This window comes from Mycobacterium lacus (assembly GCF_010731535.1).
Lineage (GTDB): Bacteria > Actinomycetota > Actinomycetes > Mycobacteriales > Mycobacteriaceae > Mycobacterium > Mycobacterium lacus.
Genome location: NZ_AP022581.1, coordinates 4,187,461 through 4,203,453 on the forward strand (window position 1 = coordinate 4,187,461; position 15,993 = coordinate 4,203,453).

Consider the following 15,993-nt stretch of genomic DNA (forward strand, 5'->3'; position numbering starts at 1 on the left):
TCAATTGCCGGTCGATTTCAGCGGTCGATCGCCAAGAATGCGGGCGAAGTTCGCCTCCGCGGCGGTGAGCTGACTCGCGGCCCGCTTTACCCATACGCTGCCGAGATCTGACAAACACTGGGCACCAAGGCGTGATGCTTCGTCCCTGACATGCGAGAAAACCCTGTGAGCAAGCGCTAGGCTCGCCCTATCTACGCCGCTGCCCACAATCGCTGCGCGAACGGACTCTGCATCCGCTAGCGAGATTTCTGGATATACCTCGACCGCAACGGTGAGCGGCCAAGTCAGATTTCCCTCTGAAGCATCCTCTTCCGCGTCGGCGAGGTCATCTATTAATTGAAAGCCGGTCGAAAATCGAATGAACACCTCGATAATGCGTTCGATCGAACTGGTCTTCCCGGCCAAATTCCCCACCAGTTGAAGGGGGAGCATAAGTGATGCGGCCTTATCTCCTAGTCCGAGGACTTCGGCCGGCGTATATTTCTTCGGAACTCCACGGTGCTTGAGATCCCGGATGATCGCGGCCACATAGCGCGCGTAATACTTGGTGTGCAGGACACGGTATAGCCGCGAGTTATTCGGATCAATGTCACACAACAGGTCGAGCGATGCCGAAAGTGCCTCGCTTGCAATCAAACACATGATCGCATCTGCCGATGCTTCGTCGATCAACTTGTCTTGCCAGAAATAATGAAAGTGGCTCAATGCGGTAGCTAAGCAGATGCGCTCAAGGAGATTTCGATCCGCGATTCCCCATTCAATAGCCTGCTGGATCGGCAAGTAAAAGAAGCCACTCGTGGTGCCATATCCTGCATCGCGATAAGGCTCCAATTGTGACGACGTAAACGCATCGGACTTAAGTCGCTCAGCGAGAAATTCACGTGCCGCGCGCGACACTTCCGACCAAGGGAATTCCGTAGAAACGGCTATGAGGCCAGCGGGCAGCGGCTCGGGCTCCGGCAATTCGTCATCACCGGGAAACTTCGGCGGGCTAAAATTGGCGAGGCGTTCATCGATCATGAACGCCTCGTCCGGCCTAGCGACACCCCAAGCTCACCATGGTAAAAGCGGTTTCACTGGCTCGTTCGACAGATCGAGCGCCTGCTTAACGCGACTCAGCTCCGGCAATCCTTGCGTCCCACCCAAACCAGACATGACTTCCTCGAATTGGTCCTGCAAGGACATTGTGGTCGCACGCATAGATTGTGCCCTTTCGCTTGATCATTATTCCGTAAGGATCCTTACGAGAGCGCCCACGCTAACACAGCAGCGAACCGGCCGCCACACGAAAGCAAAGGCTGCCGGCGCCACGAGCCCGCCCGCCGGCCCGCGGCGACCAGCCCAGTCGCCCGACGGTCACCCGTGCGGGGCTAACTTGGGTTCGCCGACTCGTCGCCAACGCCTCCGGAAAAGTCAGGAGGGGATCGTTCGGGGATGTCCCGTGAAGGATGCGCGTTGGCGAAAAGACCGCCGCTGGATCCCCTCATTCCGGCGGCGGCCCTTTTCGTGCGCCCGTCGTGCATCCGCCGACCGGCGGTCGATCCAGGGATTGCCCCGCGTTGCCGTCGGGGTCGGGGGGTCAGACCACAACACGGGGCTATCCGAGCGTGGGGATACCCACATCGCCGTGTTACTAACCCACCCAGTGAGGAAATTTCATGCGGCCTGGCGTCAGGCTTCCAGAATCGCGGCCACACCCTGGCCACCCGCAGCGCAGATTGAAATCAGCCCCCGAACGGGCTTGCCGGCTTTTTGCTCGGCCTTCTTCTCAGCGATCTGCTTGGCCGTCTGAGCGAGAATTCGCCCGCCGGTGGCCGCGAAGGGGTGCCCGGCAGCCAATGACGAACCGTTGACGTTGAGCTTGGACCGATCGATCGACCCCAGCGCGGCATCGAGGCCCAGGCGCTCCTTGCAGTACTCCTCGGACTCCCAGGCCTGCAGATGCGCCAGGACTACCGAAGCGAACGCCTCGTGGATTTCGTAGAAGTCGAAGTCCTGCAGGCTCAGCCCGTTGCGGGCGAGCAGCCGGGGCACCGCGTAGGTGGGCGCCATCAACAGGCCGTCGTTTCCGTTGACGTAATCCACCGCGGCCGTTTCGGCATCCACGAAGTAAGCCAGCGGCGTCAGTGAGTGGTCCGCCGCCCACTGCTCGGTGGCCAGCAGCGCGACGGAGGCGCCGTCGGTCAACGGGGTCGAATTGCCCGCCGTCATCGTCGCGTCGCCGGCCTTCACCCCGAATACCGGGCGCAGCGCGGCCAGCTTCTCCACGCTGGCGTCGGGGCGCAGGTTATCGTCGCGGTACAGACCCAAAAACGGCGTGATCAGGTCGTCGAAGAAACCCCGGTCGTAGGCGTCGGCCATGTTGCGATGGCTGGCGACGGCCAGCTGATCTTGGTCGACGCGCTTGATGCCCATCTGCTTGGCGGTGATGGCGGCGTGCTCACCCATTGACAGCCCGGTTCGCGGCTCACTGTTGGCCGGTATCGCGATCCCGAGGTTGGCGGGCAGCGTGCCCACCAACTTCAGCCGTTGCACGTTGGACTTCGAGCGTCGCAACTTCAGCAGGGTGCGACGCAGGTCGTCGCCTAGGGCGATCGGCGCGTCAGACGTGGTGTCCACCCCGCCGGCGGCGGCCACGTCAAAGCGGCCGGCTGCGATGCCGTCCGCCGCAACGATCGCCGCCTGCAGGCCGGTGCCGCAGGCCTGCTGCAGGTCGACCGCGGGCGTGTCGGGCGAGAGCTCGGAGCCCAACACGCATTCACGCATCAGGTTGAAGTCGCGGCTGTGCTTGAGCACGGCCCCGCCGACCACCATCCCCAGCCGCTGGCCGGCAAGCCCGAACCGGTCGAGGAGCCCACTGAGCACGGCGGTGAACATGTCGTAGTTGGACGCCTCGGCGTAGGCGCGGTCTGATCTCGCGAACGGGATGCGGTTTCCGCCCAGTACGGCGACGCGCCGCCTCGGCTCAGAACTTGCAGGGGCCACGTTTGTCTCCGCTAGTCGGGGGTTAGTTTTGGGTATTCGCCTCTGCGGGCAATACTAACCACTGTTCTTACTCTGAAGTAAGTTCGTCTCAGACACGGAAGGCAACCCAGTGGCCCCCAAGCGCTCGTCCGATCTGTTCTCACAGGTTGTCAACTCCGGCCCCGGATCGTTCGTGGCCAGACAACTCGGCGTTCCGCAACCCGAGACGCTGCGCCGCTATCGTCAAGGCGATCCGCCGCTGGCCGGATCCCTGCTGATCGGAGGTCCCCCAGACCAGCCGGGCAGGGTGGCCGAGGCGCTGCGGGCGGCGCTGGACAACGACTACGACGTGGTCACCAACAACCTGGGCGGCCGCTGGGCCGACTCGTTCGGCGGGCTCGTCTTCGACGCCACGGGCATCACGACGCCGGCCGGACTCGACGGTCTCTACAAATTCTTCACGCCGGTGCTGCGCAACCTGGGTCGCTGCGCGCGCGTCGCGGTCGTCGGCACCACGCCCGAAGCGGCGGCCAGCACCCACGAGCGGATCGCCCAGCGCGCGCTGGAGGGCTTCACCCGCTCGTTGGCCAAGGAAGTGCGCCATGGCTCCACCGCGGCGCTGGTGTATCTCGCGCCGGACGCCAAACCGGCTGCGACCGGCCTGGAATCGACCATGCGGTTCATCCTGTCGGCCAAGTCGGCGTACGTCGACGGCCAGGTTTTCTACGTCGGCGCCGCCGACTCCACCCCACCGGCGGACTGGGACCGCCCGCTGGACGGCAAGACCGCGGTCGTGACGGGCGCGGCCCGCGGCATCGGTCGGACGATCGCCGAGGTGTTTGCCCGCGACGGCGCCCGCGTCGTGGCGATCGATGTGGAGTCCGCCGAGGATGCCCTCGCCGAAACCGCCAGCGTCGTCGGGGGCACCCCGCTGTGGCTCGACGTCACCGCCGACGACGCCGTCGACAAGATCACCGAGCACCTGCGCGACCACTACGGCGGACGGGCCGACATCCTGGTCAACAATGCCGGCATCACCCGCGACAAGCTGCTGGCCAACATGGATGACGCCCGCTGGGATGCCGTCATCGCCGTCAATCTGCTTGCCCCACTGCGGCTTACCGAAGGGCTGGTCGACAACGGGACCATCGGTGAGGGTGGCCGGGTGATCGGGCTGTCGTCGATCGCCGGGATCGCGGGCAACCGCGGGCAGACCAATTACGCCACCACCAAGGCCGGGATGATCGGCATCACCCAGGCGCTGGCACCGGCACTCGCGGAGAAGGGCATCACGATCAACGCGGTCGCACCGGGGTTCATCGAAACCCAAATGACCGCCGCCATCCCGCTGGCCACCCGCGAGGTGGGGCGCCGACTGAATTCGCTGCTGCAGGGCGGACAGCCCATCGACGTCGCCGAAGCCATCGCCTACTTCGCCAGCCCAGCGTCAAATGCGGTGACCGGCAACGTCATTCGCGTTTGCGGCCAGGCCATGATCGGCGCCTAACCGAGGAGAGCTGTGAACCAACCAAGCGGCCTGAAAAACCTGCTGCGCGCGGCGGCCGGGGCATTGCCCGTGGTGCCCCGGACAGACCAGCTGCCAAACCGGACGGTGACCGTCGAGGAACTACCCATCGACCACACGAACGTGGCGGCCTACGCGTCGGTGACCGGCCTGCGCTACGGCAACACCGTACCGCTGACCTATCCGTTCGCGTTGACCTTCCCGTCCGTGATGTCGCTGGTGACCGGGTTCGATTTTCCCTTTGCCGCAATGGGTGCGGTGCACGTCGAGAACGACATCACGCAGTACCGCCCGATCGCGGTCACCGACACGGTCGGCGTCCGGGTGCATGCCGAGAACCTGCGTGAACACCGGAAGGGTCTGCTAGTCGACCTGGTGACCGACGTCAGCGTCGGCAACGACCCCGCGTGGCACCAGGTGACCACCTTCCTGCACCAGCAACGCACCAGCCTGTCCGACGAACCCAAACCGCCGCCGCAGAAGCAGCCGAAGCTGCCCCCGCCCGGCGTCGTCCTGCGGATCACGCCTGGCAAGATCCGCCGCTACGCCGTCGTGGGAGGCGATCACAACCCGATCCACACCAACCCGATCGCCGCGAGGTTGTTCGGGTTCCCGACCGTCATTGCGCACGGGATGTTCAGTGCCGCAGCGGTATTGGCGAACATCGAGGCTCGGTTTCCGGACGCGGTTCGCTATTCGGTGCGGTTCGCCAAGCCGGTGGTGCTGCCGGCCACGGCAGGACTCTATGTCGAACAATGTGGTGACGGGTGGGATCTCACGTTGCGCAATATGTCTAAGGGATACCCGCACCTGACCGGTGCCGTTCGAGCGCTGCTTTGAGCCCATGCGAGCCGACCGCGGTGAGCAGGAAGACCAACAGCAGCCACACCGGCGGGTGGGCGAGCTCCCAGACGAAGATCGCCGCCCAGATCGGTGACCCCTGGGTGACCGCGAGCACCCCGGCGGCACCGGCCAGGGATACGGCCGGCACGTGCAGGTGCGTCCCGGCCGCCGAGTTGATCGACAGCACCAGCAACGATCCCGCCGCCGCGCCGGTGGCCAGCGACGGCGTGAGCATCCCGCCGGCGCCGCCGGCACGCAGGAACAGCGCGGTCAGTAGCGGTTTCAGGACCAGGATCGCCGCCGCCGCCGACAGCGTCATGCCCCCCATGCCGGAGGCCAGGCTGACCGTCAGGATGCTCTTGCCGTTGCCGGGCAGTTCGGGCCACCGGTGCGAACAGATTCCGGTGAGCAATCCCGCGGCCGCGAGCGCGGGGATCAGCACCCAGGTCCGCATCGGGCTGGCCGGGCGCGCGGCCGCCATGACCCGGTTGAACGCCAAACCCACCGCCAGCGTCAGCGGCGCCAATAGCAATCCGTGGGCAGTCAGCAGATACGACGACTCCACACTGGGCCAGTCCAGCTCGGGCTGATCGTGGGTGATGGTCGAGCCGATCGCGACGGCCAGGCTCGAGCTGATCAACGCCGCGCCCAGCGCTCGCGGATGCCAGGTGTCCAGCATGATCCGCACCGCGAAAAGCGCACCACCCAGCGGGACGGCGTAGACCGCGCCGAGCCCGGCCCCGGCCGCGCACGCCAGCAGGATCTCACGGTCGCGCGGCGACAGCCGCTTCAGCCATCCGGTGGCCAAATCACCTAGGGCCGCGGCGAATTGGCGTGGCGCCCCTTCCCGCCCCAGCGAGGCACCCGAGCCGACCAACACCACTTGTAGCACGGCATCGACGCTCCACGACAGCCGCGGGATCCGCTCATGGCGGGCGATGGTTTCCGCCACCGGTGGCACCCGGGCTCTGCGCCGCAGAATCCACCAGCCGGCCGCCGCCAGCGCGCCGCCGGCCATCGGACCCACCGCGCGGCGGACCGGGCTGCTCCCGGTGACCCCGACGAGCAGCGAGCCGAAGGTGTAGTGGTACGTGAGGTGCTCGACGAAGCGCAGCACCAGCGTTGTCGACAACCCGGCGAGCCCGGCCAGCAGGCCGACGATGACGACCGCACAAAAGAAGTCGAGGTTGCTGCCGCGGGGCAATCGAGCCACCGCACGAATCTAGACGATTTAGCCGGTGAAGAGGTTGGGGCCGACTTCCCGATCCGCGGGCGCGCCCTTGAGGCCGAGCCAGAACAGGTTGATCATCAGCTCGGCCGCCTCGTCGACGTCGGTGTCGCCGGTGCTGAGCCGGTTGGCCACCGCCTCCCCCGCGCCCACCAGAGCCGCGGCCATCATTTCGATTTCGGCGTCGGGGCGCGGGCTGCGGGTGCCGGCCCGCACTAGCCCGGCGACCAGTTCGATGATCTGCTCGCGTCCCTCACGCAACGTCTGGGCGAATGCTTGCGAGCTCGTCGCCTGGGTGTACATCACGATCCACGACGCCCGGTTGGCGTCGATGTAGCGCAAAAACGACACAATCGTGTTGCGCAGCATGTCTTTTGGGCTCTGCTGGAAATCGATCCCGGCGCGCACCGCGTCGATGAAGCGACTCATCTCGCGGTCGAGGCAGGCGCCGAACAGGTCCTCTTTGGAGCCGTAGTACAGGTAGAGCATCGGCTTGGAGATCCGCGCTTGGGCGGCGATGGCGTCCATCGAGGTCTCGTGATAGCCGTTGACCGAGAACATCTGTACGGCGGCGTCGAGCATCTGCTGCTCGCGGATGGCACGCGGCAGCCGTTTGGTACCACCTGCCATTGCGTCCCCTTAGGCCCCGTCAGGCCCCTCGCACGTTTACCTGACTCCAGGGTAAGCAATGGCGCCGCGGGCGCACACGCTTCAGCGGCCACACACCCGGCTGGGGCCCTTCATCGTCGCCACCCGCACCACGGACGCATCGACGTTCGGCGTCGTCAATTCGCCGGCGGCCAGCGCCTTCTCCAGCCGATCCAGGACCGCGGGCACCTCGGCGGTGGAGACCCACAGCGCGACGTCGGTGCCGGCCTGCAGGCTGTGCAGCACCGCGTCGGCCACGCCATAGTGGTCGGAGATCGCGGCCATGCCGGACAGGTCGTCGCTGAACACCGGGCCGTCGAACGGCGGTCCGCCGTAACCGGTGCCGCTGCGCAGCAACTGCACCGCGGCTGCGCTCAGGCTGGCCGGTTGGTCGCCGGTCAGTCCGGGAACCTGCAGGTGACCGAGCATCACCCCGACGGGGGCCGCGGTCACCAGGGCCCGGTAGGGCACCAGGTCGACGCTCTGCAGGTCGCTCAGCGCAGGGGTGATGACGCCGTTCTTGTGTGAATCGCCGGACGCACGTCCGTGCCCTGGGAAATGCTTGAGCACCGGAAGCAGCCCGGCATCGCGCAGGCCCCGCGCATACTCACCCGCGTAGGCGGTGACCTTGCCCGGGTCGCCGCTGAACGACCTGTCCCCGATCACGGTGTCGTCGGCGGCATCGGTCACGTCGACCACTGGGGCGAGGTCGATGGTGATGCCAAGCTGTTTCATCTTGCGGCCACGCTCGAGCGCCACGTTGTAGACCTGGTCGGCCGATTGGGTCTGGGCGAGCACCCGGGCCGACGGCGAATTCCCGATCAGCGATTTCAGCCGCGACACCCGCCCGCCTTCTTCGTCGACGCTCACCGCCAGCGGCAGCGGCCCGGCGCCGCCCGCCAGCTCGGCCAGTGCGCCGTCGGTCAACATCGACAGGTCGGTGTCGCTGCCGATCATGATTCCGCCGACGTGGTAGGTGGTGACGACGGCCTTAGCGTCGGCCGCGTTACGCACCCCCACCATCAGCAGCTGCGCCAGCTTGTCGCGGCTGGACAGGGTCGCCGGCACGGCGGTCGGCTCCGCGCAGACCGGCGGCGCCGGAACGGCTACGGGAACCGGGCCGGCGGGCGACTTCGACGGCGCGCTGCGTGCATCTTGGTGGCCGCAGGCCACCGCCAGCACCGCCGACAGCGTGGCGAGCGTGGCCAGGGTGCGCGGAAAAGCCATCCGGACATGCTGTCACGGTGGCGTTTCATCGCGGGGCTCGGGGCAGGAGCCGCGCCCTGACATTCGGTCTCACAAGCCCGGGGCGCTGTTCTGCTAGGTTTGACCACGACCGCAAGCCCAAGGAGCCATCGGATGAACCGGATCGTTGCGCCCGCCGCCGCGAGCGTTGTGGTTGGTCTGTTGCTGGGCGCGGCCGCGATCTTCGGAATCACCCTGATGGTGCAGCAGGACACGAAGCCACCACTCCCCGGGGGAGATCCGTCGTCGTCAGTGCTCAACCGGGTCGAGTACGGCAACCGTAGCTAGCCCGGCGACAACGGCGGCGCGGGCGGCGGCGCAAACGGGACCGGGCTCACACCCGCAGCCGTTGTCACGCCGGTGGTTGCTGTTGGTTTCCGCGATCGCGCTGGCGTTGACGTTCGCCCAATCCCCCGGGCAGGTCTCCCCCGACACCAAACTCGACCTCACCGCCAACCCGCTGCGCTTCTTGGCCCGCGCGACCAGCCTGTGGAACAGCGAGCTGCCGTTCGGCCAGGCGCAGAACCAGGCCTACGGCTACCTGTTTCCCCATGGCTCCTTCTTCCTGATCGGGCACCTGCTGGGGCTGCCCGGATGGATAACGCAGCGGCTGTGGTGGGCGCTGCTGCTCACCGTGGGTTTCTGGGGGCTGCTGCGGGTCGCCGAGGCGCTGGGAATCGGCAGCCCGACCTCACGCGTGCTCGGCGCGGCGGCGTTCGCGCTGTCGCCGCGGGTGCTGACCACGCTGGGGTCGATCTCGTCGGAGACCCTGCCGATCATGCTGGCGCCCTGGGTGTTGCTGCCCGCCATTCTCGCGTTGCGGCCGGCGGCGGGGGCCGCCCCAAATCGGTCGGTGCGGGCGCTGGCCGCGCAGGCCGGCCTGGCGGTGGCGTTGATGGGTGCCGTCAACGCCATCGCGACCCTGGCGGGTTGTCTTCCCGCGCTGGTCTGGTGGGCTTGTCACCGGCCAAGTCGGTTGTGGTGGCGCTATACCGCGTGGTGGTCGTTGAGCCTCGCCCTGGCGATGCTCTGGTGGGTGGTGGGGCTGGTGCTGCTGCGCGAGGTCAGTCCCCCCTTTCTTGACTTCATCGAATCCTCCGGCGTAACGACGCAGTGGTCGTCGCTAGTCGAGATGCTGCGCGGCACCGACAGCTGGACGCCGTTCGTGGCGCCCACCGCGACCGCGGGCGCGCCGCTGGTCACCGGATCGGTGGCCATCCTGGCCACTTGTCTGGTTGCGGCGGCCGGACTGGCCGGGCTGGCCACGCCCGGGATGCCGGCGCGGGGTCGGCTGGTGACGATGCTGTTGATCGGGGTGGTGCTGCTGGCCGTCGGGTACGGCGGCGGGCTGGGCTCGCCGGTGGCCCACCAGGTTCAGGTGTTCCTGGATGCCCGCGGCGCGCCGCTGCGCAACGTGCACAAGGTGGAGTCGCTGCTCCGGATTCCGCTGGTGCTCGGTCTGGCCCAGTTGCTGGGCCGGATCCCGCTGCCGGGCAGCGCGCCGTCCGCGGTGTGGCGACGCGCGTTCGCCCATCCCGAGCGCGACAAACGGGTCGCGGTCGCCGTCGTGGTCCTGACCGCGCTGATGATCGGGACCTCGCTGGCCTGGACCGGTCGGCTCGCCCCGCCCGGCACGTTCAGCGCGATACCCCGGTACTGGCACGACGCCGCCGATTGGCTCAGCGAGCACAATGCCGGATCGCCCAGCCCGGGGCGCGCGCTGGTGGTCCCGGGGGCGCCGTTCGCCACCCAGGTGTGGGGCACCAGCCACGACGAGCCGCTGCAAGTGCTCGGCGCCGGCCCATGGGGCGTGCGTGACTCGATCCCGTTGACCCCGCCGCAAACGATCCGGGCACTGGATTCGGTGCAACGTCTCTTCGCGGCCGGACAGCCATCGGTTGGACTGGCCGATACCCTTGCCCGGCAAGGCATTTCCTATGTGGTGGTGCGCAACGACCTGGATCCCGAGACGTCGCGCTCGGCCCGCCCGATCCTGGTACACCGCGCGCTTGCGGGCTCGCCGGGGCTGACGAAGGTGGCGGAGTTCGGTGCGCCGGTGGGTCCGGGATCGGTGCCGGGCTTCGTCGCCGACGGCGGACTGCGACCCCGGTACCCGGCGGTAGAGATCTATCGCGTCGGCGGGGCCGGTGATCCCGGCGTGCCCTACTTCGCCGACGCCGACCGGCTGCCGCGCGTCGACGGCGGGCCCGAAGTCCTGCTGCGGCTCGACGAACGCCGCCGGCTGCTGGGCCAGCCGCCGCTGGGTCCGGTGCTGATGACCTCGGACGCTCGGGCCGTCGGCCTGCCGACACCCCTGGTGACCGTCACCGACACCCCGGTGGCGCGCGAGACCGACTACGGCCGGGTGGACCAGCATTCGTCGGCAATCCGCGCGGCCGACGACGCCCGGCACAGCTACAACCGCGTGCCCGACTACCCGGTCCCGGGCGCGGCGATGGTCGTCGGCGCCTGGACCGGCGGCCGGATCACCGCGTCGAGCTCGTCGTCGGACTCCACCGCGATGCCCGACGTGGCTCCGGCGACCTCACCCGCCGCCGCCATCGACGGCGACCCGGCGACCGCGTGGGTGTCCAACGCGCTGCAGGCCGCCGTCGGGCAGTGGCTGCGGGTGGATTTCGACCACCCGGTGACCAACGCCGTCATCACGCTGACACCCAGCGCAACCGCCGTCGGGGCCCAGGTCCGCCGCATCCTGATCGAGACCGTCAACGGCAGCACCACCCTGCGGTTCGACGAGGCCGGAAAGCCGCTCACCGCGGCGCTGCCCTACGGCGAAACCCCGTGGGTGCGCATCACCGCGGCCGCCACCGACGACGGGTCCGCGGGGGTGCAGTTCGGCATCACCGACCTGTCGGTCACGCAGTATGACGCGTCCGGATTCGCCCATCCGGTCGATCTGCGGCACACCGCGCTGGTGCCCGGGCCGCCGCCGGGTTCGGCGATCGCCCGGTGGGACCTGGGATCGGAACTGCTGGGCCGACCGGGCTGCGCCCGGGCTCCCGACGGCGTGCGGTGCGCGGCGTCGATGGCGCTCTCCCCCGAAGAACCGGTCAATTTCAGCCGCACGCTGACCGTGCCCAGCCCGGTGCCGGTGACCCCGCTGGTCTGGGTGCGGCCGCGGCAAGGCCCCATGCTGGCCGATCTGATCGCCGAGCCGGGAACGACGCGGGCCCGCGGTGATTCCGACGTCATCGACATCCTCGGCTCGGCCTACGCGGCCACCGACGGCGATCCGGCCACCGCGTGGACCGCGCCGCAGCGGGTCGTGCAACACAAGACCCCGCCGACCCTCACCCTCACCCTGCCGCAAGCCACCGAGGTGGCCGGGCTGCGGCTGACCCCCAGCCGGTCGACATTGCCCGCCCACCCGACGATGGTGGCCGTGAACCTGGGCGACGGCCCACAGGTGCGTGCGGTGCGGCCGAACGGTGCGGCGCAGGTGCTGTCGTTGCGGCCCCGCGTCACCGACACGGTCACCATCAGCCTGCTGGACTGGGAAGACATCATCGACCGCAACGCGCTGGGCTTCGACCAGCTCAAGCCGCCGGGGCTCGCCGATGTCGTGGCCCTGGGCGCCGACGGCAACCCGATCGCGGCCGCCGACGCCGCCCGCAACCGCGCACGCGAGATCGCCGTCGACTGCGACCGGGGCCCGGTCATTGCGATCGCGGGCCGGTTTGTCCACACCTCGATCCGGACCACGGTGGGTGCGCTGCTGGACGGCGAGCCGGTTGCCGCGCTCCCGTGTGACCGCGAGCCGATCCCGCTGCCGGCCGGGCGGCAGGAGTTGTTGATCAGCCCCGGCGCCGCGTTCGTGGTCGACGGGGCCCGGCTGTCGGTCGTCGGTGCGGCCGAGATGCCAAGCGCGGCAGCCGTTTCCGCTCAGATCGAGGCTTGGGGCCCGACCCGCCGGGAAGTGCGCGCCCCCGGATCGGGCCCGTCGCGGGTCCTGGTCATACCCGAAAGCATCAATCCCGGCTGGGTCGCGCGCACCAGTACCGGCGTTCGGCTGATGCCCGTCGCCGTCAACGGCTGGCAGCAGGGTTGGGTGGTGCCCGCCGGGGCCCCCGGCACCATCACGCTGACGTTTGCCGCCGATTCGCTGTATCGGATGGGGCTGACGGTGGGCCTGGCGCTATTGCCGCTGTTGGCCTTGCTGGCGCTGTACAGGCGCCGGGGTTCCGACGGTCCGCCCCCACGACCCTGGACGCCGGGGGCCTGGGCCGCCGTAGCGGTGCTGGGGGTGGGCGCGGTGATCGCCGGTGTGGCCGGTGTCGCGGTGGTCGGCACCGCTTTTGGTCTGCGGTACGCGCTGCGCAACCGGGAGCGGCTGCGCGACCGGGTCACCGTCGCGCTGAGCGCAGGCGGGCTGATCCTGGCCGGGGCGGCGTTGTCCCGGCATCCCTGGCGTTCGGTCGACGGCTACGCCGGGCATTCCGCGAGTGTTCAACTGCTGGCCCTGATTTCGCTCGCCGCGCTGGCCGCTTCGGTGGTCGGCCGGCCGGATCGCACGCGCCGACCCCGCGACGAATAGTTGGCTACGGGTTTACCGGCTGGTTGACTGGAGACCGCCAGCGTCCGAGGAGTTGCGGCCATGGGATGGTTTTCCGCACCCGAATATTGGCTGAGCAGATTGGTGCTCGAGCGTGGCGTCGCGGCCATCTACCTGATCGCGTTCGTCGCGGCCGCCACCCAATTCCGCGCACTCATCGGCGAGCGCGGAATGCTGCCCGTGCCGCGGTATTTGGCCGGGCGGTCCTTCTGGGCAACGCCGAGTGTCTTTCACTACCGCTACTCCGACCGCCTGTTCGCGGGGTTCTGCTGGTTCGGCGCGACGTTGTCGGCGGCGATTGTGGTCGGTGTCGCCGACCTGGCGCCGCTGTGGGCCGCGATGCTGATGTGGCTGGCGCTGTGGGTGCTCTACCTGTCGATCGTCAACGTGGGGCAGGTGTGGTACGGGTTTGGCTGGGAGTCCCTGCTGTTGGAGACGGGGTTCCTGATGATGTTCGTGGGCAACGCCCAGATCGCGCCGCCGGTGCTGACGATGTGGTTGGCGCGCTGGCTGGTGTTCCGGGTCGAGTTCGGCGCTGGGCTGATCAAGATGCGCGGCGACTCGTGCTGGCGCGATCTGACGTGCCTGTACTACCACCATGAAACACAGCCCATGCCGGGGCCGCTGAGCTGGTTCTTCCATCACCTGCCCAAGCCGCTGCACCGGATTGAGGTGGCGGGCAACCATTTTGCCCAGCTAATCGTGCCGTTCGGTTTGTTCACTCCGCAACCGGGAGCAAGCATCGCCGCGGCGATCATCATCGTCACCCAACTGTGGCTGGTGGCGTCGGGAAACTTCGCCTGGCTCAATTGGCTGACGATCGTGCTGGCGTGCAGCGCGATCGACCAGTCATCGGTGGCGGCGCTGCTGCCGATACCCGGTCGGCCGGCGCTGTCGGGACCGCCGACGTGGTTTGCCGGCGCGGTGATCGCGGTGACGGTGGTGATCGTGTTCCTGAGCTACTGGCCGGCGCGCAACATGGTGTCTTCCCATCAGCGAATGAACATGTCGTTCAATCCATTTCATCTGGTGAACACCTATGGGGCCTTCGGCAGCATCGGCCGCATCCGCCGGGAGGTGGTGATCGAAGGCACCGACGAACCCACGATCACGAGTGAGACGGTCTGGCACGAATACGAATTCAAGGGCAAGCCCACCGGTCTGCGCCGGCTGCCGCGGCAGTGGGCGCCTTACCATCTCCGGTTGGACTGGCTGATGTGGTTTGCCGCCATCTCGCCGGGCTACGCGTTGCCGTGGATGACGCCGTTCCTGACGCGGCTGCTGCGCAACGATCCGCCGACGCTACGGCTGCTGCGGCACAACCCCTTCCCGGAATCCCCGCCCCGGTACGTGCGCGCGCAGCTCTACCAGTACCGCTTCACCACCCTCGAAGAGCTGCGGCGCGACCACGCGTGGTGGCACCGGACCCTGGTCGGTCGGTATGTGTCGCCGATGACGCTGCAGGCGGGCGTTCGTTGAGTGCGCAACGTGGGCCTTCCCTCCGGCCACAGTAGTGGCAGGCTGGGTACCGGACGTTTCACAAATCGACCCGAAAAGAAGGATGGTCAGCGTGCCCATCGCCACTGTCAACCCCGCCACCGGCGAGACAATCAAGACGTTCACCCCGGCGACCGACCAAGAAGTCGACGCGGCGATCACCCGCGCACACGAGCGGTTCACCGACTACCGCCACACCAGCTTCGCCCAGCGTGCCGAGTGGGCGAATGCCACCGCCGACCTGCTGGACGCCGAAGCCGACCAAACCGCCGCCATCATGACGTGCGAGATGGGTAAGACCCTGAAGGCGGCCAAAGCCGAAGTTCTCAAGTGCGCCAAGGCTTTCCGCTACTATGCCGAGAACGCCGAAGCGCTGCTCGCCGACGAACCGGTCGACGCCGCGAAGGTCGGCGCTACCAAGGCGTACAGCCGTTACCAACCGCTCGGGGTGGTGCTGGCCGTGATGCCGTGGAATTTCCCGCTGTGGCAGGCCGTCCGGTTCGCCGCTCCCGCGCTGATGGCGGGCAACGTCGGCCTCCTCAAGCACGCGTCGAACGTTCCGCAGTGCGCGTTGTACCTCGCCGACGTCATCGGGCGCGGCGGCTTCCCGGACGGCTGCTTCCAGACGTTGCTGGTCCCCGCCCGCACCGTCGAACGAATCTTGCGCGACCCGCGCGTCGCCGCGGCCACCCTCACCGGCAGCGAACCGGCCGGCCAATCCGTCGGCGCCATCGCCGGCGACGAGATCAAACCCACCGTGCTGGAGCTCGGCGGCAGCGACCCGTTCATCGTCATGCCGTCGGCCGACCTGGACGCGGCGGTCAAAACCGCGGTCACCGGCCGGGTGCAGAACAACGGCCAATCCTGCATCGCCGCCAAACGGTTCATCGCCCACGCCGACATCTACGACGAGTTCGTCGACAGGTTCGTCGCGCAGATGGAGGCGCTGCACGTCGGCGACCCGACCGACCCGGACACCGACGTGGGTCCGCTGGCCACCGAACAGGGCCGCGACGAGGTGGCCAAGCAGGTCGACGACGCGGCCGCGGCGGGCGCGGTGATCCGCTGTGGGGGCAAGCGCCCCGACGGACCGGGATGGTTCTACCCGCCGACGGTGATCACCAACATCACCCGGGACATGGCGCTCTACACCGAGGAAGTCTTCGGCCCCGTCGCCTCGGTGTTCCGGGCCGCCGACATCGACGACGCCATCGAGATCGCCAACGCCACGACCTTCGGCCTCGGATCCAACGCCTGGACGCGGGACGAGGCCGAGCAACGACGCTTTATCGACGACATCGTGGCCGGCCAGGTCTTCATCAACGGGATGACCGCGTCGTTCCCGGAATTGCCGTTCGGCGGTGTCAGGCGATCGGGCTATGGCCGAGAGCTCTCCAGCCACGGGATCCGCGAATTCTGCAACATCAAGACCATCTGGATCGGCTGACACTGCCGAGGAGACGCAAAATC

General features: G+C 68.0%; 11 protein-coding genes. 6 read left to right on the forward strand and 5 right to left on the reverse strand.

What is annotated here, in order from left to right; all coding sequences use genetic code 11:
• On the reverse strand, positions 1-1,020 hold the full coding sequence (locus tag G6N24_RS19325; RefSeq protein ID WP_139822367.1) for an isoprenoid biosynthesis enzyme family protein: 1,020 nt from the start codon (positions 1,018-1,020) through the stop codon (positions 1-3).
• Between the two features lie 651 nt (positions 1,021-1,671).
• Positions 1,672-2,985, reverse strand: a complete 1,314-nt coding sequence (locus tag G6N24_RS19330) for an acetyl-CoA C-acetyltransferase (RefSeq protein ID WP_085159951.1) — start codon at positions 2,983-2,985, stop codon at positions 1,672-1,674.
• Positions 2,986-3,094: 109 nt separating this feature from the next.
• Between G6N24_RS19330 and G6N24_RS19335 the strand changes: the two genes are divergently transcribed.
• The gene (locus G6N24_RS19335; RefSeq protein WP_085159949.1) at positions 3,095-4,471 is read left to right on the forward strand and encodes a 3-oxoacyl-ACP reductase; all 1,377 of its coding nucleotides are present in this window, start codon (positions 3,095-3,097) and stop codon (positions 4,469-4,471) included.
• 12 nt (positions 4,472-4,483) lie between these two features.
• Complete coding sequence (locus G6N24_RS19340) at positions 4,484-5,329, forward strand: MaoC/PaaZ C-terminal domain-containing protein (protein WP_085159947.1); 846 nt, start codon at positions 4,484-4,486, stop codon at positions 5,327-5,329.
• Here G6N24_RS19340 and G6N24_RS19345 read toward each other — a convergent pair.
• From G6N24_RS19345 to G6N24_RS19355, 3 genes are all read right to left on the reverse strand, one after another.
• Positions 5,283-6,545, reverse strand: a complete 1,263-nt coding sequence (locus G6N24_RS19345; protein WP_085159945.1) for a chloride channel protein — start codon at positions 6,543-6,545, stop codon at positions 5,283-5,285. The genes G6N24_RS19340 and G6N24_RS19345 overlap by 47 nt on opposite strands.
• Before the next feature lie 18 nt (positions 6,546-6,563).
• Positions 6,564-7,190, reverse strand: coding sequence for a TetR/AcrR family transcriptional regulator (locus G6N24_RS19350; RefSeq protein ID WP_085159943.1), 627 nt, complete (start codon positions 7,188-7,190; stop codon positions 6,564-6,566).
• Positions 7,191-7,271: 81 nt separating this feature from the next.
• Complete coding sequence (locus G6N24_RS19355) at positions 7,272-8,435, reverse strand: glycoside hydrolase family 3 N-terminal domain-containing protein (protein WP_085159941.1); 1,164 nt, start codon at positions 8,433-8,435, stop codon at positions 7,272-7,274.
• 132 nt (positions 8,436-8,567) lie between these two features.
• On the opposite strand from G6N24_RS19355, the gene G6N24_RS19360 reads away from it, so the two are divergent.
• The 4 genes from G6N24_RS19360 to G6N24_RS19375 all read left to right on the forward strand — a co-directional run bounded on the left by G6N24_RS19360 (position 8,568) and on the right by G6N24_RS19375 (position 15,970).
• Positions 8,568-8,741 (forward strand): DUF2613 domain-containing protein, encoded by a 174-nt coding sequence (locus G6N24_RS19360; RefSeq protein ID WP_023369784.1) that lies wholly within the window; start codon positions 8,568-8,570, stop codon positions 8,739-8,741.
• Positions 8,742-8,802: 61 nt separating this feature from the next.
• Positions 8,803-13,008: an alpha-(1->3)-arabinofuranosyltransferase gene (locus G6N24_RS19365; RefSeq protein WP_085159939.1), complete on the forward strand. Its 4,206-nt coding sequence runs from the start codon at positions 8,803-8,805 to the stop codon at positions 13,006-13,008.
• 60 nt (positions 13,009-13,068) lie between these two features.
• The gene (locus G6N24_RS19370; RefSeq protein WP_085159937.1) at positions 13,069-14,505 is read left to right on the forward strand and encodes a lipase maturation factor family protein; all 1,437 of its coding nucleotides are present in this window, start codon (positions 13,069-13,071) and stop codon (positions 14,503-14,505) included.
• Between the two features lie 91 nt (positions 14,506-14,596).
• Positions 14,597-15,970: an NADP-dependent succinic semialdehyde dehydrogenase gene (locus G6N24_RS19375; protein WP_085160000.1), complete on the forward strand. Its 1,374-nt coding sequence runs from the start codon at positions 14,597-14,599 to the stop codon at positions 15,968-15,970.
• The last annotated feature ends 23 nt before the right edge of the window (positions 15,971-15,993 follow it).